This window comes from Cobetia sp. 10Alg 146, from assembly GCF_029846385.1.
Taxonomy (GTDB): domain Bacteria; phylum Pseudomonadota; class Gammaproteobacteria; order Pseudomonadales; family Halomonadaceae; genus Cobetia; species Cobetia marina.
Window position 1 is genome coordinate 358,861 of the sequence record NZ_JARWKT010000001.1, and the last position, 24,906, is coordinate 383,766.

The 24,906-nt window shown below is 63.7% G+C and carries 22 protein-coding genes; 12 read left to right on the forward strand and 10 right to left on the reverse strand.

The window, feature by feature from the left end:
• Positions 1-89 precede the first annotated feature (89 nt).
• The 6 genes from QD172_RS01470 to QD172_RS01495 all read left to right on the forward strand — a co-directional run bounded on the left by QD172_RS01470 (position 90) and on the right by QD172_RS01495 (position 6,003).
• Positions 90-914 (forward strand): alkaline phosphatase family protein, encoded by an 825-nt coding sequence (locus QD172_RS01470; protein WP_279854649.1) that lies wholly within the window; start codon positions 90-92, stop codon positions 912-914.
• Positions 911-1,762, forward strand: a complete 852-nt coding sequence (locus tag QD172_RS01475; RefSeq protein ID WP_279854650.1) for an ABC transporter permease subunit — start codon at positions 911-913, stop codon at positions 1,760-1,762. Before QD172_RS01470 ends, QD172_RS01475 begins: the two co-directional genes overlap by 4 nt.
• Positions 1,746-2,711 (forward strand): ABC transporter permease, encoded by a 966-nt coding sequence (locus QD172_RS01480; RefSeq protein ID WP_279854651.1) that lies wholly within the window; start codon positions 1,746-1,748, stop codon positions 2,709-2,711. Before QD172_RS01475 ends, QD172_RS01480 begins: the two co-directional genes overlap by 17 nt.
• On the forward strand, positions 2,711-3,910 hold the full coding sequence (locus QD172_RS01485) for an ABC transporter ATP-binding protein (RefSeq protein WP_176494062.1): 1,200 nt from the start codon (positions 2,711-2,713) through the stop codon (positions 3,908-3,910). The genes QD172_RS01480 and QD172_RS01485 overlap by 1 nt, the downstream gene beginning before the upstream one ends.
• 7 nt (positions 3,911-3,917) lie before the next feature.
• Complete coding sequence (locus QD172_RS01490; protein ID WP_279854652.1) at positions 3,918-4,619, forward strand: HAD-IB family hydrolase; 702 nt, start codon at positions 3,918-3,920, stop codon at positions 4,617-4,619.
• Positions 4,620-4,710: 91 nt separating this feature from the next.
• Complete coding sequence (locus tag QD172_RS01495) at positions 4,711-6,003, forward strand: GAK system CofD-like protein (protein ID WP_279854653.1); 1,293 nt, start codon at positions 4,711-4,713, stop codon at positions 6,001-6,003.
• Between the two features lie 117 nt (positions 6,004-6,120).
• On the opposite strand, the gene chrA is transcribed toward QD172_RS01495, so the two are convergent.
• From chrA to QD172_RS01515, 4 genes are all read right to left on the reverse strand, one after another.
• On the reverse strand, positions 6,121-7,359 hold the full coding sequence (gene chrA / locus QD172_RS01500) for a chromate efflux transporter (protein WP_279854655.1): 1,239 nt from the start codon (positions 7,357-7,359) through the stop codon (positions 6,121-6,123).
• Between the two features lie 154 nt (positions 7,360-7,513).
• A complete protein-coding gene (gene arsJ / locus QD172_RS01505) occupies positions 7,514-8,833 on the reverse strand; it encodes an organoarsenical effux MFS transporter ArsJ (protein WP_279854656.1) in 1,320 nt (439 codons plus the stop codon).
• A 1-nt stretch (position 8,834) separates the two neighbouring features.
• Positions 8,835-9,938 (reverse strand): ArsJ-associated glyceraldehyde-3-phosphate dehydrogenase, encoded by a 1,104-nt coding sequence (locus QD172_RS01510; protein ID WP_279854657.1) that lies wholly within the window; start codon positions 9,936-9,938, stop codon positions 8,835-8,837.
• Positions 9,939-10,042: 104 nt separating this feature from the next.
• Positions 10,043-10,492 carry an ArsR family transcriptional regulator gene (locus tag QD172_RS01515; protein WP_136939339.1) on the reverse strand — a complete coding sequence of 150 codons (450 nt, stop codon included), beginning with the start codon at positions 10,490-10,492 and terminating at the stop codon, positions 10,043-10,045.
• Between the two features lie 378 nt (positions 10,493-10,870).
• Here QD172_RS01515 and trxA point away from each other — a divergent pair, with 378 nt between their 5' ends.
• From trxA to dkgB, 6 genes are all read left to right on the forward strand, one after another.
• A complete protein-coding gene (trxA, locus tag QD172_RS01520) occupies positions 10,871-11,194 on the forward strand; it encodes a thioredoxin (RefSeq protein ID WP_077375765.1) in 324 nt (107 codons plus the stop codon).
• A 192-nt stretch (positions 11,195-11,386) separates the two neighbouring features.
• The gene (locus QD172_RS01525; RefSeq protein ID WP_279854658.1) at positions 11,387-12,505 is read left to right on the forward strand and encodes an L-dopachrome tautomerase-related protein; all 1,119 of its coding nucleotides are present in this window, start codon (positions 11,387-11,389) and stop codon (positions 12,503-12,505) included.
• Between the two features lie 212 nt (positions 12,506-12,717).
• On the forward strand, positions 12,718-13,899 hold the full coding sequence (locus QD172_RS01530; RefSeq protein ID WP_279854659.1) for an MFS transporter: 1,182 nt from the start codon (positions 12,718-12,720) through the stop codon (positions 13,897-13,899).
• A 108-nt stretch (positions 13,900-14,007) separates the two neighbouring features.
• Complete coding sequence (locus tag QD172_RS01535) at positions 14,008-14,922, forward strand: TIGR03571 family LLM class oxidoreductase (protein ID WP_279854660.1); 915 nt, start codon at positions 14,008-14,010, stop codon at positions 14,920-14,922.
• Positions 14,923-14,995: 73 nt separating this feature from the next.
• The gene (locus QD172_RS01540) at positions 14,996-16,006 is read left to right on the forward strand and encodes an alcohol dehydrogenase catalytic domain-containing protein (protein ID WP_279854661.1); all 1,011 of its coding nucleotides are present in this window, start codon (positions 14,996-14,998) and stop codon (positions 16,004-16,006) included.
• Positions 16,007-16,181: 175 nt separating this feature from the next.
• The gene (gene dkgB / locus QD172_RS01545; protein WP_141392489.1) at positions 16,182-16,988 is read left to right on the forward strand and encodes a 2,5-didehydrogluconate reductase DkgB; all 807 of its coding nucleotides are present in this window, start codon (positions 16,182-16,184) and stop codon (positions 16,986-16,988) included.
• 145 nt (positions 16,989-17,133) lie between these two features.
• Here the strand turns inward: dkgB and QD172_RS01550 are convergent, their stop codons facing one another.
• The 6 genes from QD172_RS01550 to cydD all read right to left on the reverse strand — a co-directional run bounded on the left by QD172_RS01550 (position 17,134) and on the right by cydD (position 24,900).
• Positions 17,134-17,985: an SDR family oxidoreductase gene (locus tag QD172_RS01550; RefSeq protein WP_141392488.1), complete on the reverse strand. Its 852-nt coding sequence runs from the start codon at positions 17,983-17,985 to the stop codon at positions 17,134-17,136.
• Positions 17,982-18,824: an iron-containing redox enzyme family protein gene (locus tag QD172_RS01555; RefSeq protein ID WP_279854662.1), complete on the reverse strand. Its 843-nt coding sequence runs from the start codon at positions 18,822-18,824 to the stop codon at positions 17,982-17,984. Before QD172_RS01555 ends, QD172_RS01550 begins: the two co-directional genes overlap by 4 nt.
• Positions 18,825-18,840: 16 nt before the next feature.
• Complete coding sequence (locus tag QD172_RS01560) at positions 18,841-20,541, reverse strand: AMP-binding protein (RefSeq protein ID WP_279854663.1); 1,701 nt, start codon at positions 20,539-20,541, stop codon at positions 18,841-18,843.
• Position 20,542: 1 nt separating this feature from the next.
• Positions 20,543-21,361: a thermostable hemolysin gene (locus tag QD172_RS01565; protein WP_279854664.1), complete on the reverse strand. Its 819-nt coding sequence runs from the start codon at positions 21,359-21,361 to the stop codon at positions 20,543-20,545.
• A gap of 163 nt (positions 21,362-21,524) precedes the next feature.
• Positions 21,525-23,270: a thiol reductant ABC exporter subunit CydC gene (gene cydC / locus QD172_RS01570; protein WP_279854665.1), complete on the reverse strand. Its 1,746-nt coding sequence runs from the start codon at positions 23,268-23,270 to the stop codon at positions 21,525-21,527.
• Entirely contained in the window at positions 23,251-24,900 is a 1,650-nt protein-coding gene (gene cydD / locus QD172_RS01575) for a thiol reductant ABC exporter subunit CydD (RefSeq protein ID WP_279854886.1), read from the reverse strand. Before cydD ends, cydC begins: the two co-directional genes overlap by 20 nt.
• Between the last annotated feature and the right edge of the window lie 6 nt (positions 24,901-24,906).

Below are 24,906 nucleotides of genomic sequence, written 5' to 3' on the forward strand. Positions count from 1 at the left end.
CCGGCCTCTGCCCAGAGCGGATAGAGCGCGCACCATCCTGACAGACGGCACCGTCCACACGGTGCCGTCTTGAGCTTCACGGAGTCTTCATGTCCCAGCGTGTCATTCTTGTCGTGCTCGATGGCCTCAACCATGCCGTGGGTCGGCATGCCATGGGCTATCTGAGCGCCCTGATCGAGGCCGGTCGCGGGCAGTACCAGTCGCTGGAGTGCGAACTGCCAGCGATGTCGCGACCGCTCTATGAGTGCCTGTTGACCGGTGATCTGCCCGTCGACTCCGGCATCGTCAACAATGGCATCGTGCGACGCTCGCGTGGCGTGAGCCTGTTCGACCTCGCCAGTCAGCAGGGCCGACGCACCGCGGCAGCCGCCTATCACTGGGTCAGCGAACTCTACGTCGCCGCCCCCTTCGTGCCGGCCAGACACCGGCTGCTAGACAATCCCGAATCCGCCATCCAGGCGGGCATCTTCTACTGGCAGGATCACTACCCGGACGACCACGTCTTCAGCGATGCCGAGATGCTGAGACTGCGTCACGACCCGGACTTCCTGCTGGTGCACAGCATGAACATCGATGACGCCGGCCATCGCCACGGCGGTGAGTCCGCGCAATATCGCAATGCGGCGCGTCATGCCGATGTCGCCTTGGCCGACTACCTGCCCTGCTGGCTGGAGGCCGGCTATCAGGTGATGGTCACCGCCGATCACGGCATGAACGCCGACCGTTCACATTCCGGGCTTCTCGAAGAAGAGCGCCGAGTGCCGCTCTGGACCTTCGGCAGCGCCTTCGCCCGCAGCCCCGCCCGCAACCTTCGCCAGCGCGAGCTCTGCGGCACTCTGGCAAGCGTGCTGGGACTGGAGCACGACAAGGCCAGCAACACATCCCTGCTGGCAGGCCCTGGAGGGGACGCATGATGCCGACATTCCTCAGGCGAGTGCTGACCAGCCCCGCGATGTGGCTGCTGCCCTTCGCCATCCTCTTCTTCGCCTTCCAGATCGCCCCGCTGATCTGGGTGATGATCAGCGCCTTCAAGACCTCCGCAGGCTGGGGGCTGGCCAATTTTCAGGAAATCGCCACCTCCCCCTTCTTCCGCCAGGCCATCGGCCGCAGTCTCGAGATCTCGCTGATGTCCAGCGTGCTGGGACTGGCGATCGCCGCCGTGACCTGTCACAGCATGCACCGCTGCGGGCCGGGCCTGACGCGCGCGATGATCGCCTTCACCAACATGACCAGCAACTTCGCCGGCGTGCCGCTGGCCTTCGCCTTCATCATCCTGATGGGGGCCAACGGCATGCTGACCTTGATGCTGGAGCGCCTGGGCATCATCGATGACTTCAATCTCTATTCACGCACAGGCCTGATCGTCATCTACACCTGGTTCCAGATCCCGCTGGGCATCCTGCTGCTCTACCCGGCCTTCAGCACGCTCAAGGGCGAGTGGCGCGAAGCCGCCAGCCTGCTCGGCGCCAACCGTCTGGCCTACTGGCAGCACATCGGCCTGCCCGTGCTCTGGCCGTCGCTGGCCGGCACGCTCACCGTACTGTTCGCCAATGCCATGGGCGCCTATGCCACCGTCTATGCGCTGGTGAACACCAGCTACAACCTGATGACCATCCGCATCGCCAATCTGGTCTCCGGCGACCTCTTCCTGCAGCCGGAACTGGCCAGCGCACTGGCGATGGTACTGGTGGTCATTCTCGTCATCGTCACGCTGATCCAGCAGTGGCTCATGCGCAGGAGCTACCATGTCACTTCCCGCTGAACTGCCGTATCGCCATGGCAAGCCGCTGCTGCCCAGCCTGATGGCGCGTCTGCGCGGGCTCAATCCCTACAGCGTGGTGGTGGGCAGTGTCTTCACGCTGCTGGCACTGCCGCTGGTGGCCACGCTGTTCTACGCCCTTGCCACCCGCTGGGGCGCCAGCCTCACGCCCGATGGCCTGACGGTGAAGTGGTTTCTGGAGCTGTGGACGACCCCCCGTTTTCTCGCCGCATTCGGGCGCTCCCTGCTGGTCGCCGTCGGCGCCCTGATCCTGTCACTGCTGTTGATCGTGCCGGTGGTCTTCCTGGCCCATACCCGCTATCCGCGTCTGGATGGCTGGATGAATGGCCTGATCCTGCTGCCCTTCGCCGTGCCGCCCATCGTGTCCTCGGTCGGTCTGCTGCAGCTGTATGCCGGCGGACCACTACCGATCATCGGCACATCCTGGATCCTGATTCCCACCTATTTCACCATCGTGCTGCCCTTCATGTACCGAGCGCTGGCCAACAGCCTGCGGGCGCTGGATGTGGCATCGCTGATGGAAGCCGCCCAGTTGCTGGGCGCCAGCCCGCTGCAGGCCTTCTTCCAGGTGGTCCTGCCCAATATCCGGGTCGGCATCCAGATCGCCGTCTTCCTGGCCTTCTCGTTTCTGGCCGGTGAATTCGTGTTCGCCAACATGCTGGTCGGCACCCGTTTCGAGACGCTGCAGGTCTACCTGAACAACATTCGCGGGGCCAGCGGCCACTTCACCAGTGCGCTGGTCATCACGCTGTTCGTGTTCACCCTGATTCTCACCTGGCTGGGCAACCGCCAGCCCGCCGAGCAGGCGATGCCGGAAGATGACCCCGAGGAGGCGCTGGCCACCGCCATGACGGAAGGTCTCCCCGCCACGCCCCCGAAAGCTGGCCCTGCCGCCCCCCATTCCCGTACCGATTCACGAGGGCACCGCTGATGCTTGCCACCGATATCCCGCAGACCCACTCTCGCCACGACAGCGATGGCCTGCTGACCAGCGCGTTGCGTGAACAGGCCGCCGACCAGCAGTACCTGACGCTCAAGGGCCTGGCCAAACGTTTCGGCAAGACGCGCGTGTTCTCCGACATCGATGCCGAGATCGCCCGTGGCGAGTTCATCACCCTGCTCGGGCCCTCTGGCTGCGGAAAATCCACCCTGCTGCGCGCCATTGCCGGGCTCAACGACGTGGACAGCGGCGAGATCATCGTCGATGGTCACGACATCACCCGTCTGCCGCCCCAGCGGCGCGGCATCGGCATGGTCTTCCAGCACTATGCGCTGTTCCCCAACATGCGCGTGGCGGACAACGTCGCCTTCGGCCTGCGCATGAAGAAGGTGCGCCCCGAGGAGCGCGAGCGCCGCGTCACGGAAGTGCTGCGACTGGTGGAGCTGACCGACCAGGCACAGCGCTATCCACATCAGCTGTCCGGTGGCCAGCGTCAACGCGTGGCACTGGCGCGCGCGCTGGTGGTCGAGCCCCAGATCCTGCTGCTCGATGAGCCGCTCTCGGCGCTGGATGCGCGCATCCGCCGTCATCTGCGCGATCAGATTCGCGACATCCAGAAGAGTCTCGGCCTCACCACCCTGTTCGTCACCCACGATCAGGAAGAGGCCTTGCTGCTCTCGGATCGCATCTTCCTGATGCATCAGGGCAGCATTCTCCAGCAGGGCAACGCAGCATCGCTCTACACCCGACCGGTAGACGCCACGGCCGCAGGCTTCATGGGCCATTACAATCTGATCGGCAGCGAGCTTGCCCGCCCCCTGCTCGGCTACCTGTGCGATAGCCCGCAGGTCGCATTGCGGCCGGAGGCGCTCTATCTGCAGCCGGATGAGATGACACGCCCCCTCCTCCCCGGGCACCTGGAGGCTGGCCTCGACTTCCCGCTCCAGCCATTGCCGGCCAATGTGGGGCCAGCGCTGCCCGGCGTCATCCTGCGCCATCAATTGCTGGGCAACATCGTGCGCTACGAGGTGGATTGTCAGGGACTGCGTCTCAACGTCGATGTGCTCAACCGCAGTGCCCGCCAGCTGCTGCCCGACCATCTGCGCGTGCAGGTGCATGCCGATCTCGACGAAGTCCAGGCGCTGGGCACGCACGACACTGGCGACAGGTCACGGGTGGCAAATGGGTGAAATGCACATGAGTGAAGTGCCTGGGGGGGAAGTGCGCGGGCTGGCCATCTTCGATCTCGATGACACCCTGCTGGATGGCGACGCTACGGGACTGTGGACCGAGTGGCTGATCCAGCTGGGCTGGATCACGGACCCCGAGCGATACCGCGCCATCTGGGCGCAACAGATGGCAGACTACGCCGCGGGCCGACTCGACATGGAAGCGCACCTGAGCCATCTGCTCTCCCCGCTGGCCGGTCGCACCGTCAGTGAGGTCGAGGCCGAGGTGGACACCTTCCTCGATACCGAACTGCTGCCGCGCCTCTACCGTGAGGGTCGCGAGCGCATCGCCTGGCATCGTGATCAGGGCCATCAGGTCGTGATCATCTCGGCCTCGACAGCCCAGCTGGTGGCACCGCTGGCAGAGCGACTGGCATTGGATGCCGCGCTGGCGACTCGCCTGGAGGTCAAGGATGGCTGCTACACGGGACGCGCCCGGGGCATCCGTACCTTCCGCGATGGCAAGCTTGCGGCCTTGACGCACTGGCTGGCAGAGCATCTCGGCCCCGGTGGACACAACCTCCCCACCTGGGGCTATTCGGATTCACGCAATGATCTGGCGTTGCTGGAGTTCGTCGATCATCCGCATGCGGTCCGTGCCGACCCGACCCTGGAAGCCATCGCCACGCAGCGCCACTGGCCGCGCCTGCGTTGGCAAGGTTACGACTGAGGGACTGAGCGCTTTCACTCCCGAAACAGGCGACGACTGACGCAAAAAAAGGCACTCTATGCCCAAGACGAAAGGCAAAGGAAGCCGCAACATGGCAGAGGTCAGGGTCAGTCGGACCGCAAGGGTCCCGGATCCATTACGCGTCAGGCGTTATCACAAGGCACCGGAGGTCGGCCCCCGTGTGCTGTTCTTCAGCGGCGGCACGGCGCTGACGGGCATCTCGCGCACCCTGACGCGCTATACCCATCACAGCATCCATCTGGTGACGCCCTTTGATTCCGGTGGCAGCTCCGCCAAGCTGCGTGACGCCTTCTCGATGCCGGCCATCGGCGACCTACGCTCACGCCTGATGGCGCTGGCCGATGACAGCGTGCTGGGGCACCCGGAGATCTACCGGTTGTTCACGCACCGTCTGCCTGCCGAAGCACGCCCGGAGATGCTGCAGGCCACCCTGCGGGAACTGGCGGCGGGCCGTCATCCACTCAGCATGGCCGTGGCGGAGCCCATGCGCACGCTCATCTGTCATCAGCTGGGCTTCCTGATCGAGGCCATGCCGGCAGGCTTCGATCTGCGCGGCGCCAGCATCGGCAATCTGATCATCGCCGGCGGCTACCTGAACCATCATGAGCAGCTCGACCAGATCATCTTCCTGTTCTCCAAGCTGGTGCATGTACGCGGGACGGTGCGCGCCATCATCAATGCCGACTGCCATCTGGCCGTCACCCTGGAAGATGGGCGCAGAATCATCGGCCAGCACCAGATCACCGGCAAGGAAGTCGCGCCACTGGAGAGCCCGATCGCGCGCATCCAGCTGGTCGAGGCCAGCGCGAAGGCCAGTCCAAAAGCCAGTCCAAAGGCCAGTGCCAAGGACAATACGACGGACAGCACCACAGAGAGAGAGACGCACAATGACGGCGGTGCCATCGTGCCCGTGCGACCTGCGCTGCACCTCAACAACCGTCAGCTGATCGATTCCGCGGAACTGATCTGCTTTCCGCCGGGCAGTTTCTACTCCAGCGTCATCGCCAACCTGCTGCCCAGCGGGGTGGGACGCGCGATACTGGCCAACCCCTGTCCCAAGGTCTACATCCCCAACTGCAGTCCGGACCCGGAGCAGACCGGCAAGACACTCGAGCAACTGGTCGCGACCCTGATCGAGACCCTGTGTGCGGACCTGGATGTCTCGCGCAACGACTGCCCCAACGAGCATCTGCTCAACATCGTGCTGCTGGACAGTCAGCGTGGCGACTACCCCGGCGGCGTCTCCGTCCCCGCGCTGGAGCGCATGGGGCTGACCGTGATCGACACTCGCCTGATCAGCGAGCAGAGCGCGCCCTACTACGACAACGAACTGCTGGTCACCGCCCTGCTGTCACTGGTGTGACGACCGCCACGCGCCGCCTGGCATGACAACCGCCTCGTATGAACAGAACGCCCCCGCCTGCCAACTTGCAGACGGGGGCGTTCGTTTTCAGGCTGTGCTCTGAACGGAAGGCCAGGCTTACATCACCCCACGTACCGCCCCGAGAATCACCATCGCCAGCACCAGCTTCCAGGGTGCCAGCGCGAAGCGGGTCAGCGCGATGAAGGCCGCCAACGCGATGACGACGTCCAGACGACTCAGCACACTGGTGGTCCACAAGGGGTCATACAGCGCCATGCCCAGCACGCCGACGACCGCCGCATTGGCGCCCGCGAGCGCAGCGCGTGCTGCGGGCCGTGCACGCAGGCGTCCCCACAGGGGTGCCACGCCGATCAACAGCAGAATCCCCGGCAGGAAGAGACTCAACAGCGCAATGATGGCGCCGAGCACTGCCGAATCCCCGCCCACCTGGGCCATGCCCGCTCCCAGCCAGGCGGCGAAGGTGAACAGTGGCCCCGGCACCGCCTGCGCGGCCCCATAGCCGGTGAGAAAGGTATCGGCCGCGATACGCCCCGTCTCGACGGTGGAGGCCTCCAGCAGCGGCAGCACCACATGCCCGCCCCCGAATACCAGCGCCCCGGCACGGTAGAAGATCTCGACCAGACTGCCGGAGGCCAGCAGCGGCAGCGCGATCAACAGCGCGAAGAAGGCGATCAGACAGGCGCGAGCCAGGCGCGTCGAGACCGGCAGCGACAGCCCCGCTGCCCCCGCCTGCTGGCCAACAAGGGCCGCACTGTCATCACGACACAGCAGGCTGCCGAGCACTGCACCCAGCGCGATCACTCCGACCTGCGTCCAGGCGACCTGCGCCCAGGCGACCTGCGTCCAGGCGCTCTGCGCCAGCGCCAGGCCCAGCATGGCCAACAGCGCCAGCCCGGCGCGCCGTCGGTCCGGGCACAGCGTGCGCGCCATGCCCCAGATCGCCTGGGCAACGACCGCCACCGCCACCAGCTTCAAGGCGTGGATCACCCCGGAAGCCAGCGGCCCTTCGAGGCTGGCCGCCACCAGCGCCAATGCCAGCAGTGCCAGCGCAGACGGCAAGGTGAAGCCGACCCAGGCAAGCACCCCACCCATCACTCCGCCACCACGCACCATGCCCAGTGCAAAGCCGACCTGACTGCTGGCCGGCCCCGGCAGGAACTGGCACAGCGCGACCAGCTCGGCGTAGGCCGTATCACTCAGCCAGCCGCGCCGGCGGACCAGCTCCGCGTGGAAGTAGCCCAGGTGCGCGATCGGCCCGCCGAAGCTGGTCAGCCCCAGCGTGAGGAACGTGAGCAGCACGTCCCGATATCGCTCGCGAGAGGATACGGCGGTCACACCGTCGGCCTCGTGCGGCGCCTGCCTGGTTGAAACACGATCGTGACTGGATGACATGTGGCGTCTCTGTAGAAGGTGGCGCTGGGTGCATGGACAGGCGTCGGGGGATCAGGAAGTGATCCCTCAGGCGACACCTTGCAAGGTACTCAGGTACTCAGGTACTGCCGGCAGGCGAATCGGATGTTGCGTGTGACTCCTGCGGCAAGGCAAGGGCCATCACGGCACTCGCCGCCACCAATCCGGCCGACCACCACAGGCAGGCTTCCAGCCCATAGGCCTGATAGAGCCAACCGGACAGCAAGGTGCCCAACAGACGCCCCATGGCATTGGCCATGTAATAGAAACCGACATCCATCGACACGCCTTCACTGCGCGCGAAGCGCACGATCAGATAGCTGTGCCAGCTGGAATTGACCGCAAAGACGGCCCCGAATACCAACAGGCCGATGATCAACCATTCCAGTGGCGCCAACCCCAACAGGATGGCACCACTGATATCGGCCGCCTGTGGCGCATCCAGCGGCAGGCTGGCCATCAGCGCCGGCAGCAGTGCCAGGCCGGCCGCCAGCGACACCGTGACCCAGCGGACGCCGGTGGCGCCGTTCAAGCGGCGTGAGAGCGGACCGGTGATGCGCGGCGCCTGGGTCTGGACACCGCCATAGCCGATCACCCAGGCGGCCATGAGTACGCCGACCGTCCAGAAATGCCAGCCATGCACCTCGGCCAGATAGACCGGCAAGGCCACCACGAACCAGACGTCACGTGCCGAGAACAGGCACAGTCGAGCCGCCGAGAGCACATTGACCGCCCGCGAGGTCGAGAACATCTCACGGAATGCCGGCTTGCGACTGGCCTTGCTCTGCCCCAGTGATGCCGACAGCTTGCGCAGTGACAGCACCAGCACGCCTGCCAGCATCAGCCACATGACCATGACGGTGCCCTGGAAGCCAATGAGACTGAGCGCCGCCCCGCCCAGGAAGAAGCCCAGTCCCTTGAGCGCATTCTTGGAGCCGGTGAGCAACGCGACCCAGCGATACAGCGCGCTCTGCGATTCCTCCACCGGCTGCCCCTTGGGCACCAGCACCTTGATGGCGCTCTTGGCGCTCATCTTGTTGAGGTCCTTGGCGATGCCGGACAGCGCCTGGGCGATCATCACCCAGATGACCGTCAGCATGGGTTCCGGCACCAGCAGCATGCCGAGCGCCACCAGCTGCATCGCAAGCCCCGCATTCATGGTGCGATTGAGGCCGAGCCGTGCCCCAAGCCAGCCGCCGACCAGATTGGTGACGACGCCGAAGGCCTCGTAGAACAAGAACAGCATCGCCACGTCCAGCGCCGAATAGCCCAGCGAGTGGAAGTGCAGCACCACCAGCATGCGCAGCGCGCCATCGGTCAGCGTGAAGGCCCAGTAGTTGCCGGTCACCAGCAGGTACTGGCGCACCTCATGGGGCAGCTCTTGCAGGCGGGCAAGCATGTCAGCGCTCCTGTGTGCTGGCGTCGGTCAGATCACCCAGGCCGACTTTCAGTGCCAGTTCCGCGGTGCGATTGGCGTAGCCCCATTCGTTGTCGTACCAGGCGTACAGCTTGAGCTGGGTCCCCGCGACCACCATGGTCGAGAGTGCATCGATGATGCTGGAGCGGGAATCGGTACGGAAATCGATCGACACCAGCGGGCGTGTCTCATACCCCAGCACCCCGGAAAGCTCGCCTTTTGCCGCAGTTTGCAGCGCCTGGTTGACCTCCTCCACCGTCACTTCGCGATCGAGCTCGAACACCATGTCGGTGAGAGAGGCATTGGCCAGCGGCACGCGAATGGCGTGGCCGTTCAGGCGGCCTTCCAGCTCCGGGAAGATGACGCTGATCGCCTTGGCGGAGCCGGTGGTCGTCGGAATCAGGCTCATGCCGCAGGCCCGCGCACGGCGCAGATCCTTGTGCGGCGCATCCAGAATCGTCTGGGTATTGGTGATGTCGTGCACGGTGGTCATGGAGCCATGGCGAATGCCGAACTGCTCCTGAATCACCTTGATCACCGGCGCCAGACAGTTGGTGGTACAGCTGGCCGCCGTCACGATGCGATGCGTCTGGGCATCATAGAGATGATCGTTCACGCCCATGACGATATTGAGTACGCCCGCTTCCTTGACCGGCGCGGAGACCACGACACGCGCCACGCCCTGCTCGAGATAGGCATTGAGCACCTCGGTGCTCTTCTTCTTGCCGGAGGCCTCGATCACCACATCGCAGCCCGACCAGTCGGTGTCACCGATCTCACGCTGGCTGGAAAAGAGCGTACGCTGACCATCGATGATGACGCTCTCATCGTCACTGGTGATACCGGCGCCCGGCGACCACTGGCCATGCACGGAATCGAATTCCAGCAGGTGTGCGAAGGTTGCGGCATCGCCACCCGGGTCATTGATGCGTACCACGTCCAGCGCGACATCCTCGCGCAGCTTCCACAGCGCGCGCAGCGCAAGCCGACCGATACGGCCGAAGCCATTGATGCCGATTCGCAGAGGTGGCAGACCAGCGGGCAGCGTCAGTGAAGCGCTGTAGGACGGAGCATCATGAGCAGGCATCGTAATTTCCTCGTGAGGGTCAATGTGGGATCAGGGGTGTGACGTGTTTCAGGCGGAGGGCTGGGCAGACACCTCCCTGCCTGCGATGGATATTGGCAGGCGCGTCAACTGGCGCAGCGCTCGGGACGATTGGGCATGGCCGCCAGCCACTGACGCCAGCGCGCCACCTCCTCCTGCTGTGCCTCGCAGGCCGCCATCAGGATCGCGTGTCGCCAGCCCTGCATGGCGGGGCTCAGCCGGTAATACACCCACTGGCCGCGTCGCTCGCTGCTCAGGAGTCCGCAGTCGCGCAGCTGTGCGAGATGGCGCGAGACCTTGGGCTGCGAGATGCCGGGGCGCTCTCCACCTGCGTGGGGCGTCTCGCGTGCCGGCATGTCCTGCTCACGCCGCTCCAGCAGCCAGATCAGCTCGCAGACACACAATTCTCCCGTCTCGCTCAGCAATTGCATGATGGTCAAGCGGGTATCTTCGGCCAGACATTTGAATATCCCCAACGGGGTCAGGGAAGCGGCAGCGCCATCCTCCAGCGCCGCATCGCGACTTGACGACTTCATGACAGCTTCCTTGGGCAGAGTGCGAGAGACGCGAGATCGGTTGACGATCTGACATATGGAAAATCATATATACGATTTTCCATATATCAAGTGACATTCTCATGTCAGCCGCGTGACGGCGTGCATGTCTCACTGATGTCACTCGCTGGGCTCGGTCGGTATCAGAACGGAAGAGAAGAGAAGAGAAGACAGGCGGAAAATCCTCCTCGCCAGCGGTCGCCGCAAGCCCTCACTGTTGCTTGATCGGCACGCATATGTTTCTGCTGACATGAGAGAATGCGCTTGCGAACGAAAGTCCCGGGGCGTTAGTGTGTGCCCATCCGGCACGTGCGGTGCCAATCTGAATCACGCATCCTCAGGGATGCACAGGAGAGTCAAATGGCTGATTTTGCGCAAGTGGTAGACAGCAACTACACCCAGGAAGTCATCGAGAGCGAGCAGCCGGTGCTGGTGAAGTTCTGGGCGCCGTGGTGCGGCCCGTGCAAGATGCTCGACCCGATCGTCGAATCCATCGCCGAAGAACAGGGTGACGCCCTCAAGGTCGTTGCCATCAATGTCGACGATGCACCGGATCTCGCTGCGCAGAACGGCGTCCGCGGTCTGCCGACCATCGCCCTGTTCAAGTCCGGCGAGAAGATCGAAGCCCTGACCGGCGTGCAGCCGAAGGAAAACTTCGATGCCATGATCGCGCGTCACGCCTGATCACATCAGCGCCGGATCTTCCCGGCCTCGAAAACGCCCTCTCGCAGGGCGTTTTTTTTGGACAGCACTGTGACTTGCGTTATCCTACCTGTTTGATTTCATTGATAATTGTAGGCGATGAAACATGCCGTCTCCCGAAACGAGACGCTGAAGACGACCGTCACAACCGCCTCACCAGACAAGGAAGCATTGATGCACAACGCCGTCCGTTCGACCCGATATCTGGGCGTGTTCGCCCTGCTCTCAGGCCTGCTGACGGGCTGCGCCACCGGCCATTCCACCCTGCCCGCCACCACCTCGTCCCTCAAACCCGGCCCGGCCTACGGTGAGATGCGCTCGGTGGCCGTGATGCAGATACGTCCCGGCAACGTCGCCGTGACACCCGCTGGACGAGTCTTCGCGACCATCCACCCGATGGATGGCGATCACGACGTGCAGCTGGTCGAGATCACCGGCCAGAACAGCTATCGTGCCTGGCCCTCACCCGCCCTCCAGACCCACGCCGGCCGCTACAGCGACGCCACCATCGACTCCCCGCTGGGCATCTATCAGGACGGCCAGGGAGGCCTTTGGATCACCGACATGGGCCTGCATCTGGGCAAGACCCGCCTGTGGGGCTTCGACATTGCCTCGGGCAAGCTGATCACCAAGCTGACCCTGCCCACTGATATCGCCCCTGAAGGCAGCTTCGTGCAGGACCTGGCAGTGGATCGCAGTCGCGGCGTGGCGTATCTGGCCGATATCGCCAACCCGGGCCTGATCACCGTCGATCTGGCCTCCGGCGAGGCGTCCCGATTCAGCCAACACGCCGCACTGCAAGCCGAGCCAGACGCCACCCTGAAGATCGATGGCCGTGACATCCCGTTCAATGGCAAGCCCGCCAAGGTCGGCGTTGACCCGATCACCCTGTCCGATGACGGCGAGACGGTCTTCTTCGGTGCCATGACCGGCCACAGCTGGTACAGCGTCCCGGCCAGACTGCTGCGTGAAGATGCCGATCACGACACCATTGCCGCCGCCATCACGCGCGTCGGCGACAAGCCCATCTCGGACGGTGCGGATACCGCCGGGGGCATCCACTACTTCACCAACCTCAATCAGCATGGGCTGGATGTGCTGGGGGCGGACGGCAAACTGACGCCGCTGGTCCGCGACGAGCGCCTCGACTGGCCGGATGGCGTGCGCATGGCCGCTGACGGCTGGCTGTATGTCACCGTCAATCAGCTGGACAGCACGCCGCCCTTCGCAGGCGGAGAGGACGAGGGCCAGCCGCCCTACCATATCTACAAGGTCTGGCCGACGGACGACTGAGCCAGCAGCCTCTCGACACGACAACGCCCGTGCTCCTTCAGTGGAGTGCGGGCGTTGTCGTGTTGGTCCCCTGAACGGCGGAGGCCATGTCCACACGCGGATATTTTCAATAATCACAAAGGTCTTTTGCGAATCACTCCGTTTATCGCAAAACTCAACCACGGCAGACTGCACAGCATCCAAGACCCACCCATTGCTGATGGAGAACTGCCATGCCTCTTGCCCTGCTGGCGCTGACGTTGAGCGCCTTTGCCATCGGGACCACCGAATTCGTGATCGTCGGACTGGTGCCCACCATCGCTCAGGATCTGAGCGTCTCTCTGCCTTCCGCTGGCCTGCTGGTCAGCCTGTATGCCGTCGGTGTCGCCATCGGCGCCCCCGTGCTGACTGCCCTGACCGGCCGCTTCAATCGCAAGCTGGTGCTGCTGGGACTGATGGCGCTGTTCATCGCCGGCAACCTGCTGGCCTGGCAGGCACCCAGCTACAGCTCGCTGATCACGGCGCGTATCCTGACCGGCCTGGCCCACGGGGTGTTCTTCTCCATCGGCTCCACCATCGCGACAAGCCTGGTGAGCAAGGACAAGGAAGCCAGTGCGATCGCCATCATGTTCACCGGCCTGACCGTGGCACTGGTCACCGGCGTGCCGCTGGGCACCTGGATCGGTCAGCACTTCGGCTGGCGCGCCACCTTCCTGGTTGTCTCGGTGCTCGGCGTGCTGGCATTGATCGGCAGCGCCATCCTGGTGCCCAACAATCTCAAGAAGAGCGTACCGGCCACCTTCGCCCAACAGCTCAAGGTTCTGACCCATCCGCGCCTGCTGCTGGTCTACCTGATCACCATTCTCGGCTACGGCGGCACCTTCACGGCCTTCACCTATCTGGCCCCGCTGCTGCAGGACGTCAGTGGCTTCAATGAAGGCGCCATCAGTCTGATCATGCTGGTCTACGGCGTCTCGGTCGCCATCGGCAACATCCAGGGCGGCAAGCTGGCTGACCGCATGGGCCCGATCCGCGCCCTGACCCTGATCTTCGGTGGCCTGATCGTCATCCTCGGCGTGCTGACCTTCACTGCCGCCAACCCGATCACCGCCGTGATCACCATCCTGATCTGGGGTGCCTTCGCCTTCGGCAACGTGCCGGGCCTGCAGGTCTACGTCGTGCAGCAGGCCGAACGCTTCGTGCCGCAGGCCGTTGATGTGGCCTCCGGCCTCAACATCGCCGCCTTCAACATCGGCATCGCACTGGGCTCCATCGTCGGTGGCCAGGTGGTCTCCGGGATGGCACTGACCGACACCGCCTGGATCGGCGCGCTGATCGTCACCGCCGCCCTGCTGCTGACCCTGCTGGCCGGTCGCCTCGACAAGCGTCACGCGTCTTCCATCGCGACCGCCTGATCCGCCGCGAAGCCTACCGCCATCACGACGTGCCCCCGATTCCGACAGCTCAGCCTGCTGGCTCGGGGGCACCGTCGTCTACCCACCTGCTTGCTGAAGGAGTCCACCATGATCTCCCCGACCCGCCCGCTGGATCGCCTCACTCAAGGCCCCCTGACCCTGGGCGTCGAACTGCCCCTGGACAATGACTGGGTCCGCACTGACAGAGCCCCCTCCACGCCCTTCGGCGTGCCTGACATGCGCGCCCATGCCGAGCTGATCGGCCAGGTCGACAGGCTCGGCTTCCGCGCCGCCTGGTTGCGTGACGTGCCGCTGTTCGACCCCGCCTTCGGCGATGCCGGTCAGGTCTTCGAGCTGTTCACCTACCTGGGCTATCTGGCCAGTCACACCGACAACCTGCTGCTGGGCACTGCCGCCGCGGTGCTGCCGCTGCGCCAGCCGTGGCTGGTGAGAAAGGCCGCCGCCAGCGTGCAGGCCCTGAGCGAAGACCGCCTGCTGCTGGGCGTCGCCAGTGGCGACCGACCGGCGGAATACCCGCTGTTCGGTGAGGAGTTCACCACCCGCGGTGCCGCCTTCCGCCACGCGGTGGACGTCATCAAGGGCCAGGCGGACGACGCCTTGCGCGACGGTCAGGCCATCCTGCCTGCCGCGACGCGTCCGCCGCTGTTGAGTGCCGGGCTCTCCCAGCAGACGCCCGAGTGGATCGGTCGCGAGATGGACGGCTGGCTGGCCTACCCGGGCACGCCACAGGATCACATCCGTCGCGTGGCGCTCTGGCGTCAGGTCGCCGGTGACAAGCCCTACGTCAGTTTCATCCACCTCAATCTGGAAGAAGATCCGCACGCCCCGGTGCGTCGTCATCGCTTCGGGTTGTCGAGTGGCCGCCTTGCCCTCATGGAAGAATTGTCGGCCATGCAGGATGCCGGGGTGAATCACATCGGCTTCCATCTGCGCCGCAATCGCCGCCCGCTCACGGAAACCCTCGAGGAACTGGGCCGTGAGGTGCTGCCGCACTTTTCATGAGGGCTGACGGGTCGCACTGCCCTGCCCCCGCCATGGCGGAAAGGATTCACCATTCACGCTTGAAGGAGATCCCATGTCAGATTCCACGGAAACCACCACCCCGCAAGACATCCGTCACGGCACCACCCGAGCGCCCGCCTGGGTATGGCAGGGGCCGGGAGAGCCTGAGGCGCTCGAGCAGACAGAGGTGGACATCGGCGCACCGGGAGACGACGAGGTACTGGTCGCCACGCGTGCCATCGGCCTCAATCCCGTCGACTGGAAGTTCATGGCGATGGACAGCGAGCTGTGGCAAGCCGGTCAGATTCCCGGGGTCGATGCCTCGGGTGAGGTGATCGCCTGCGGCGCGAATGTCACCCACGTCTCCCCGGGAGATCGCATCGCGGTCCACACTACCCTGGCGGGGCCGGGTACCTTCAGCAAGCGCCTGCGGGTTCCGGCGCGGGCCGTGATGCGCCTGCCCGTTACCCTGGGCTTCAATGACGCCGCCGCCTTCCCCTGCCCGGCGCTGACCGCATGGCTCGCCATCGAGAAGCTGCCCGTCAAGGCCGGTCGACGCCTGCTGATCACCGGTGCCTCCGGCAGCGTGGGCCGCTGGCTGATCCAGCTGGCCCGACAGCGCGACTTCCACGTCATCGCCGTCGCCTCCGAGAAGCGCCACGCGGACCTCAAGGCGCTGGGCGCCGACGAGACCCTGACGGACGCCGAGCAGCTGGACGCCCCGGTCTACGCCGTGGTCGATACCATCAATGGGGATCACGCCCGCAAGATGGCCCGCCACCTGGGAGCCAACGGCCATATCGTCTGTATCCAGGACCGTCTGGAGCAGGCGGCCGCGCCGGCCTTCGATCGCGCCATCTCGCAACACGAAGTCGCACTCGGGGCACTGCACTGGGCGGGTGACGATGAGGACTGGGCACGCCTGGTCACGGCGGGGGAAGGTCTGCTCGAAGCGATCGCCGATGGCACCCTGAACCAGCCGGCGCCCTGCATCGAATCATTCACGGCGCTGCCAGCCTGCCTTGCCGAGCTGAAGCGTGGCGAACGCCGAGCGCTGAAATTCGTGATCACGGCCAACGAATGAGCGGAAAGGCAGAAGGCACGCGGCCTGGGTGCGATTGTTGCGACAGTGGCACAGGACTGATGCAGCGCCGCGTGGTTGTCATGTCGCTGATCAAGCCCCAGTCATGAGGGGAACACACATGGATACGCGTCCTTCACTGCACCAGACATCGGGCGCGCTCAACAGGAGTTATTGCATGTCGACTACCCTACCGAATCCCGGCTTTGGCACCTTCCGTCTCGAGGGCGAGACGCTGCGTGACAGCCTGAATACCGCACTGGACACCGGCTATCGCCACATCGATACCGCCCAGTTCTATGGCAACGAAGCGGAAGTCGGACAGATCATCGCCGACAGCAAGGTGCCGCGCGAAGAGCTCTTCATCACCACCAAGATCTGGCACGACCGCCTGGTGCCGGGTGACATGGAGAAGAGTGTCGAGGAGAGCCTGGAACGCCTGCAGACCGATCACGTCGACCTGCTGCTCATCCATTGGCCGTCGCCGAACGATGAAGTGCCGATGGAAGATTACCTGCCGGTACTGGCCAAGCTGAAGGCAGCGGGCAAGGCACGCCACATCGGGGTGTCCAACTTCACCTGCGAACAGCTGGAACGTGCCGTGGGCATCGTGGGGCGTGACGAGCTGCTCACCAACCAGGTCGAGGTCCACCCGTTCCTGCAAAACCGCAAGGTGATCGACAAGTGCCACGAGCTGGGCATCGAAGTCACTGCCTTCATGCCGCTGGCAGTCGGCAAGGTGATGGACGATGACACCCTCAAGGCCATCGCCGAACGTCATGACGCCAGCCCGGCGCAGATCGCCCTGGCATGGCTCAAGATGCAGGACATCGTCACCTTCCCGTCCTCCACCAAGGCGAAGAATATCAAGAGCAACTTCGAGGCCTTCTCCATGTCACTGACCGGTGAAGACATGGCGAAGATCGCCGAGCTGGATCGCGGTGAGCGCATCGCCAACCCGGACTTCGCCCCTGACTGGGACTGATGGCCCTCAGGCCTGTGCCTGATGCCGCGTCAGAGAAATGAAAAGGCCTCCCTCGGGAGGCCTTTTGCATTGCTGTCCAAGGATACTGGCAGACAGACTTCTACGCCGCGGCCGCTCGCACGAATTTGACGTGCTAGTCGCATCCTCACGCTTTATGGGAGGTAGCCTCTATTTTTTCATTCGTATGCGAGAGCGGACCGAGATGGCGTTCCATGACCTGACGCTTGCCTGCCAATCCACGGTCCAATAGTCCCGGCCACAAACTATTGAGCACACCGAAGGATCGCTCTGCCCACCCTATCGTTTGGCGCACTTGCCCACTAGCCAACTGCTTCACCACAAGTCTCGCAACGCTTTCTGGCTCATCAATGGCATTGCCCAATGCCGCGTTCATCTGCTCAACATGTTGTGGATTGATGGGAGTACGAGTTGCCCGAGGTGCAATGTACTGTATCTTCACGGAACTGCCCGCGAGCTCTCGCGCCAATGCCTCACTGAACCCCCTGAGTCCTGCCTTCGAGGCACAATAGGCAACATTGCCAGGGTGGCCGATATGACCAAGCATCGACCCCACCAGCATCAACTGTGCTTTTTCTGCCAACGCCAGGATCGGCAAGAGCTGCTGGGTCAGCAAGATCGTGCTGGTCAAGTTGATGTCGAGCAATCGTTCCACCTTCTCGCTCGACTGTTGGGCAAACCAGCCAACCTCATTCACACCCGCCAGATGTACCACCAGAAAAGGGCGCTGAGACTGAGGACAGGTCAATAGTGCATCACTCAATGCCTCACGGGCACTGACGTGGGTCAGATCAAGTGCCAGCAAGCTGGTTACCACGCCCTTGGGCAACTCATCACGCAATGCCTCCAACGTGTCACGACGACGCCCTACCAACCATAGTTCACAGCCGAGCCTCGCCAGCTCATGGGCCAGTGCCCGTCCTATCCCGCCACTGGCCCCTGTGATCAATACTCTGGATGCGTGAAGCGAGTGGCTCATGCCAACGCCTCCTTCTCCATGGCGCAATCCGCTGCAAGCGCCGCATCAGTCCAGTGGAATGCATCCTCGAGCGCAGCCTGATGGACACTGGAATAGAGATGATAGAAGGCCTTGGCGGCATGGATAATTGCCTGCTGCTCTCCTTCATCGGTGATACTGTCCATGAGGTTGGCGAAGAACTCCATGTGAGAGATATCAAGCTCGCCATGAGAAAAAAGATAGTGGAAGGCATCATCTCCGAGCCCCAGACTGTCACGCACGGCTCGTCCGGCCCCGCTGGCCACAGCAGTACTGGTCCCCTCCAGCACCAGCACCATCCCGAACATGCTGAGTGGATGACGCCGACGTATGCTGTCGTAGGCATAAGCCACCATCAGCTCGGTTGCCAACAGTGGCGCTCGTTGCACCGCCCTCTCACGAGGGACTCCCGTCGCAGCGAGATCATCCAGTACCCAATGCTCGTGTCCCTTCTCTTCATCAATGTATTCCGCGACGGCCATACGCAGCGCGTCTCGCGAGACATGAGCGGGTTCTGACAACTGCGCCCCACAGGCCATCATGAGCGATACGGTATGGCGCACATGGTGATAGGCCTGGGCCAGGAAGGCGCGATATTCCGCCAGGGTGATCTGGCCATTCAGTGCACGGGCCACCAGAGGACCGGACAGCAACTTCTCGCGTTCCGTGGCCGTGGCAGCTACCAACTGACGGTAGAACCCATCAGGCCGGCCATTGTCGGAGGGGATGCCAGCTCCAGAGGCAGCAGGAGTCTGAGTAGCGACTTCGCCAGTATCCGCCTGCCGATTGACAGATTGGTATGATGAGACGTTGTTATTCAAGGACATGATCATTTCCTCAGGAAGCACTGTGATGACGTGACAACACGTCAGACTCTTGGGAAGAAGAGAGGCAGGGATACACGGTCGATGGCGTCGAGATGCGTTGAGCCAATCGCTTGAGATCATCACCACGCAGTTCACGAATACGCGCGCGCCTGAGACGCCCGTTATCCGTCATTTCACCACTGGCAATCGATAATGGCTGCGAGGTATCCGGTGACGCTTTCAGTACCTGCCAGGCAACAAGTCGGGCGTAATCAGGCAAACGAGAATTGAGCAGGGTAATCGCTCGAGCAATGGCACCCTCCGTACACGTGGAGTCTCCGTTGAGCACCGGTGCCAGCAAGGCAATCAATCCGCATAGACCATCACCCTCCACGAAGGCCTGTCGGATACCGGGAATGAGTGCCAGCTCTGCCTCGATCCATCCTGGCGAGACATTTCGGCCCGAGGAAAGGATCAGCACGTCTCTTTGTCGCCCTTCCAGACACCAGCCCCCGGTTTCGAGACAACGAGCGAGGTCACCACTGGGCCATGGCTGATCGGCTGACAAGGGATTCAGTTCCCCCAGATAGCCCAGCATGCGACGGCCGTGGATCATCAGCTGTCCCGTATCATCGAGTGAGAGATTCAGGCCCTCAAGCGGCTGGCCGACACTGTCAATTTCGCCTTTTTCCTCCCCAGGCAACGACAGACACACCACGGACCCCAATTCCGACAAGCCATATCCCTGGGCGACCGGCAGGCCAAGCCTAATGGCACGCGCTAGCAGCGAAGCGGGGACCTTGGCCCCACCTACCGCGACCAGCCTCAGTGAGTTGCGCCAAGGTGACTCAATCGGTGAGCTCTCACACAATGCAACCAATGCCTGCAGCAGATTAGGGACCAGAATCAGGCTCTGGGGCCGACGTTCATCAAGCCAGGATTCAAGCGTCAGGGCATTGAGCCCTCCGCTGCCAATCAATCCAGTGCAACCAGCGGTATCCACGATGGCGCAGCGGCCTTGCCACAGTGCCAGCAGACCACCAGCGAGGTTTTCCAGCAGCACTGCCAGCGGCAGGAGAACGCCATGCCGCTTGAGCGTCACGGGCTCCAATCGTGCCGATAGACCCCCAAGAACCTTTTCAAGATGCTCAAGCGACAGACAGACTCCCTTGGGCGCCCCTGTCGTACCAGAAGTGAACGTGATCAATGCAGTGCCGGCTGGGACGGCAGCAGGGATGGATGAGCGCTGTATCAGATAGACCGCCTCTCCCTTTTCCAACGACAGACAGCGGGACCTCCATTCGCCCTCGCCAATCTCATGATCCAGCTGCGCATGCCATGACTCATCGGCCAGACTCTCAGTGGAAGCCTCTAGACTGGCCAGACGAGTCAACGCCCCCGGTTCAGCGCTCGCGATGGCATCAAGTGCCGTAGTGGCCAACAGATGCCGGCACTGCTCGGCACTGAAGAAATTCGCTACAGGAGTAACGACAATACCCGCCCGCCAAGCGGCAAGTTGGATAACAAGCCACTGCGGACTGTTGTCCCCCGCCAACCCCAGATGGCGAATACCAGCGGCATTGAAGGCGCCTGCAAGTACCTCGATCGCCTCCCATAGCTGCTTTGCCGTGTAATCTTGATCCTCATGGATGGCATCGCGCCCTATCAGCAAGACTCGCGCAGGGTCGACCTCGGACAGGAGCTCTAGCGTCTCCAGCAGTCGTGAGTTCATCTCAGCATCCTCCGTTAGTGGTAGGAAATGCCGGGAATGGTGAAAGGCTTGTCTGCAGAAAGCGTGGTGCTCCAGCCAGCAATCGGCGTCCCATAGGAGAGCTGCCCATACGCTGAGCCTCGTCCAAGGGACGAATCACGACGACGCGAGGATCATGTGCATAATAGCTTCCCCAATCATCCTGGCTGTCAAGGCATGTGGGGTCAGCCTTGCCCATATCACGCATGGCGATACCCAGACGTGACAGACCATTTCTCACCTCGCGCGAAGCCGTCACCACCAGCCACTCGACCTCGAGACTCGCCAGCACCTCAACCAGAGCCAACATCAGCATCCGTCCTGCACCCGCAGTGGCGCTGCATAGTGCACCGATCTCCATTATCTGATGCCGTTCGATCTGACGTTGCTCAGTGTCGGCCAGCAGCGTCTCGATGCGAACTCCAAGATAGGCTTCCACCCTCAAGGGACCTTCATCGGCGCGCATCAGCCCAGTCACTGCATGAATGTCGACATCTCCGATATCAAGCGAATGGCCATCCTCTGGCTCACCCTGCATCACCAGCAGACGAGAATAGTGGACGTAAATGCGCGCACTATGGTGACGCTGGAAACAAGCTTTCACGAAGGCCTCTGCCTGAGGCCGGCCAGCTATATCGCACCAATACAACTCGTTGCGCATCGTGACATCGGATGGCGCTGGCGTCTCAGGAGACGGAGTCCCTATTGGTACAAGAGAAGAAGTACTGGAACGGATAACAGGCGAAACATCATTGCTGACCGCAACTGTCGCTGTCGCAAGCTGAGAGCTTGAGGATTCCATGGGGGCGCCTCATCGAGGAAGATGCCCCCAGACTAGGGTCGTCAGCTTAGCGAAGGCTTAAGACAGGAAGAAAAGGATCGTTACGAGGAAATGCACGGCCTGAGGGTTAGCCGTGCATGCCATTCTGCAAGCCAGGTCGATGGCCACGGAGAGGATTCCGGGATCAGAGCTCCTTTTGCGCCAGAGCGCTACTCGTTACCGGGAGTGAGTGAACCCGAGTGATGCTCTGCGTACCGGGACGCGGCGATGCCAGGTCATGCTCATGCAGCATATAGATCACCGTACGCGCCTTGAACCAGCCCTCCAGACGCTGTGCCATGCGCTGTGCCGTGCGCGCATCCAGCCCGGAGAAGGGTTCATCCAGAATCAGCAGCCCCGGATCCGTCAGTACCAGGCGCGCCAGCCCCAGGCGCCGCGCCTGCCCGCCCGAGACCTGCCGACCTCCCTCACCCACTCGGGTGGCGAGGCCCTGGGGCAATTGCGCCACCCATTCGGCGAGATCCACCGCCTCCAGTGCCTGCCAGACATCCTCATCACTGGCCTGACGCGCACCCAGCCGCAGGTTGTCGGCAAGGCTGGCATCCAGCAATTCCACCTGTTGGGTCAGGCATCCCACAGCATGGGCCAGTGACTCGGGCGAGCAGGCGTCGATGGGCTGTCCGTTGAGCGTGATGCTGCCGCTCTGCAGCCGGGTCTGGCCAGTCAGCAAGGTCGCCAGCGTGGACTTGCCGGAGCCGGAAGCACCGCAGATGGCCATCTGGGTGCCGGGGGTGATCTCGAGAGTGATCTCGTCAAGCGCCTCGAACCAGGCACCGGGATAGCGCCACGACACCTGCTGGATCTGCACCTGCACGGCACCGCTGACCAGGGTCTGCCGACCTTCCAGTGGCCGCGTGGCGGAGGACAGCTCATTGAGTCGCTCGGCAGCGCCCAGGGTAGCACCGGCCTGAGTGAAGGCCGCCGGCAATCCCGCCAAGCCCTCACTCAACGCCATGGCCGCCAGCGGCAGCATGACCATCACCGCCGGCGTCAGTCGCTCATCCGTCATTCCCTGCATGGCGGCCGCCAGCAACAGCAACCACGACAGGCCGATCACCAGACTGGCCAGGCCATTGCCGATGGCCGTGATCACCGCCAGTCGCCACTGATCTCTCAACAGGCGGGTCTCGATCTCATCCAGGCGCTGACGGGCACTGCCCAGCGCCGCATAGGCCTCAAGTTCCGCCTGACCCCGCAACGTCTCCATCAGCGCCGAGCGCAACGACTCCAATGTCGTGACGCGTCGCCGACTGGCCACCAGCCCCCAGCGCGCCTGCCCCAGTGTCAGCCAGGCCCAGCTCAGCAACAGGAACCCCGCCAGCCACGCCGCCGTTACCGGCAGCCAGACAGCGACCAGCGCCACCAGCACCGCGATCAGACCCAGCGCCATCAGTGGCGGAGCCGCCAGACGCAGGTAGAGCGCATCAAGGGTGTCGATATCCGCGGTGAGGCGATTGAGCCAATCACTGGAGCGCCGCGCCGCCACCCGCGCGGGGTCCATCGTCACCAGTGCGGCGAAGGCCGTGCCGCGCAGGCTGGCCAGCAGACGCAGGATGGTGTCGTGGTTGTAAAGCCGCTCCAGATAGCGCGACACGGTGCGCGAGACGGCGAACAGCCGAATGCCGCTGCCGGGGGTGTAGACATCCAGCGTCATGCCCGCACCGGCGGCCAGCGCAGCCCCCGTCAGGGCGGAGGCGGTGATGAACCAGCCGGAGACCGCCAGCAGGCCGAGCGCCGAACAGGCCGTCAGCATCATCAGCACCACGCCGAGTATCAGACGGCGACGGTATTGATCATGCAGGCGCCACCAGGGGGCCAGGCGCGTGAGCGCCTCGCGCAGGGTCACGCCGTCAGTCTCGGGGTGCGTCACGCTCGTCCTCCTGTAGGCTCGTCGCCGTGGCTGTCATTGGCAGGATTCGCCCCTCCTCCAGCACCAGATGACGCGTCGCCATGGCGATCAGCGCCGGATGGTGGGTCGCGATCACCAGGGTCCGCCCTTGAGCGCTCAGCCACTCGAAGCCCGCGATCAGATAACGTTCCGTCTCGGCATCCAGACTGGCGGTGGGCTCATCGAGCAGCACCAGCGAGGCATCGCTCAGAAACACCCGCGCCAGCGCCAGCCGCTGTGCCTGCCCACCGGACAGCCCGCGCCCGCCTTCGCCGAGCGGTGTCGCGATGCCTTGCGGTAAGGCGGCAAGCTCGGTCTTGAGCCCTGCGCGCTCAAGTGCGGTGATGATCTCGGCGTCACTGGCCTGCGGCGCGGTGATACGCAGATTGTCGGCGAGACTGCCCTGCATCAGCAGCGGACGTTGATCCATCCAGGCCAGACGCGTGGCGGGGGCTATCTGACGCTGCCCGCTGTCCGGGGCGACGAATCCGGCCATCACCTGAAGCAGCGTCGACTTGCCCGCCCCGGAGGCCCCGCTGACGACCAGCACCTCGCCCTGCCTCAGCGCGAGATCCAGCGGGCCCAGTACCTGCCCACGCTCGGGGTGGCTCAGACGGACATCCGTCAGACACATCAGCTCGCCCGTCGCGTCTGGGCGGGTATCGGCGTGGCGAGGCGGCGCCATGTCGGCAGCCTCGAGAATCTCCATCAGAGTCTCGGAGGCGGCCAGCGCCGAGGCGCGATCATGGTAGAACTGCGACAGGGTTCTCAGCGGCTGGAAGAACTCGGGGGCCAGCAGCAGGATCACCAGCGCACTGAAGAGGGTCAGCTCATCGGCTGGCCCGATGGGAATGTCACCAAGCAGGCCGAAGCCGATGTAGATGGCGACCACGGCGATGGACACCGAGGCAAAGAACTCCAGCACCGCGGATGACAGGAAGGCGAGCCGCAAGGTGCGCAGGCTGCGCTTGCGGTAGTCATCGGCCACCAACGTCACCTCGCGGGTCGCCAGCTCCCCCAGTCCGAACAGGCGCAAGGTGGTGATGGCGCGCACGCGATCCACGAAGTGGCGCGACAGCCGCGCGACAGCCTGGAACTGGTCACGATTGAGCGACTCGGCCCCCATGCCGACCAGCGCCATGAACAGCGGTATCAGTGGCGCGGTCAGCGCCAGCAGGATGGCCGCCAGCCAGTCCAGACTGACCACGATGGCCAGAATCAGCAGCGGCGTGATCACCACCAGACGCATCTGCACATGAAAGCGCGCGAAGTAGCCTTCCAGGGCCTCCACCTGCTCCACCCAGCGCTGGGCGAGATCGGCGCTATGATACTGGGCGGCGCGCACCGGCCCCAGCGTCTCGAGTGCCGTCAGTACCTCGCCACGAATGGCCTGTCGCAGTCGCTGGCTGGCACGCTGGGCCAGCAGCTCCTGACCACCACTCGCCAGCACCCGCGCGCCCAGCAACCCCAGCAGGCCGATGAAGGGCCACCACAGCGCCCCCAATGACTCGGGATGCTCGATGGCTTCGGTGATCACCCAGGCCGTCAGTACCAGCTGGGCGACCGTCAGGATACCCGCCACGATCCCGGACAAGGCCGCAAATCCAAGCAGGCGACG

Excerpts from the sequence above, each read along its gene's own strand:
- QD172_RS01510 (WP_279854657.1), bottom strand. The coding sequence starts at position 9,938 with ATGCCTGCTCATGATGCTCCGTCCTACAGCGCTTCACTGACGCTGCCC.
- QD172_RS01485 (WP_176494062.1), top strand. The coding sequence starts at position 2,711 with ATGCTTGCCACCGATATCCCGCAGACCCACTCTCGCCACGACAGCGAT.
- QD172_RS01535 (WP_279854660.1), top strand. The coding sequence starts at position 14,008 with ATGATCTCCCCGACCCGCCCGCTGGATCGCCTCACTCAAGGCCCCCTG.
- QD172_RS01470 (WP_279854649.1), top strand. The coding sequence starts at position 90 with ATGTCCCAGCGTGTCATTCTTGTCGTGCTCGATGGCCTCAACCATGCC.
- QD172_RS01525 (WP_279854658.1), top strand. The coding sequence starts at position 11,387 with ATGCACAACGCCGTCCGTTCGACCCGATATCTGGGCGTGTTCGCCCTG.
- QD172_RS01480 (WP_279854651.1), top strand. The coding sequence starts at position 1,746 with ATGTCACTTCCCGCTGAACTGCCGTATCGCCATGGCAAGCCGCTGCTG.
- QD172_RS01565 (WP_279854664.1), bottom strand. The coding sequence starts at position 21,361 with ATGGAATCCTCAAGCTCTCAGCTTGCGACAGCGACAGTTGCGGTCAGC.
- QD172_RS01515 (WP_136939339.1), bottom strand. The coding sequence starts at position 10,492 with ATGAAGTCGTCAAGTCGCGATGCGGCGCTGGAGGATGGCGCTGCCGCT.
- trxA (WP_077375765.1), top strand. The coding sequence starts at position 10,871 with ATGGCTGATTTTGCGCAAGTGGTAGACAGCAACTACACCCAGGAAGTC.
- QD172_RS01475 (WP_279854650.1), top strand. The coding sequence starts at position 911 with ATGATGCCGACATTCCTCAGGCGAGTGCTGACCAGCCCCGCGATGTGG.
- QD172_RS01550 (WP_141392488.1), bottom strand. The coding sequence starts at position 17,985 with ATGAGCCACTCGCTTCACGCATCCAGAGTATTGATCACAGGGGCCAGT.
- arsJ (WP_279854656.1), bottom strand. The coding sequence starts at position 8,833 with ATGCTTGCCCGCCTGCAAGAGCTGCCCCATGAGGTGCGCCAGTACCTG.
- QD172_RS01530 (WP_279854659.1), top strand. The coding sequence starts at position 12,718 with ATGCCTCTTGCCCTGCTGGCGCTGACGTTGAGCGCCTTTGCCATCGGG.
- dkgB (WP_141392489.1), top strand. The coding sequence starts at position 16,182 with ATGTCGACTACCCTACCGAATCCCGGCTTTGGCACCTTCCGTCTCGAG.
- QD172_RS01495 (WP_279854653.1), top strand. The coding sequence starts at position 4,711 with ATGGCAGAGGTCAGGGTCAGTCGGACCGCAAGGGTCCCGGATCCATTA.
- QD172_RS01490 (WP_279854652.1), top strand. The coding sequence starts at position 3,918 with ATGAGTGAAGTGCCTGGGGGGGAAGTGCGCGGGCTGGCCATCTTCGAT.
- QD172_RS01560 (WP_279854663.1), bottom strand. The coding sequence starts at position 20,541 with ATGAACTCACGACTGCTGGAGACGCTAGAGCTCCTGTCCGAGGTCGAC.
- QD172_RS01540 (WP_279854661.1), top strand. The coding sequence starts at position 14,996 with ATGTCAGATTCCACGGAAACCACCACCCCGCAAGACATCCGTCACGGC.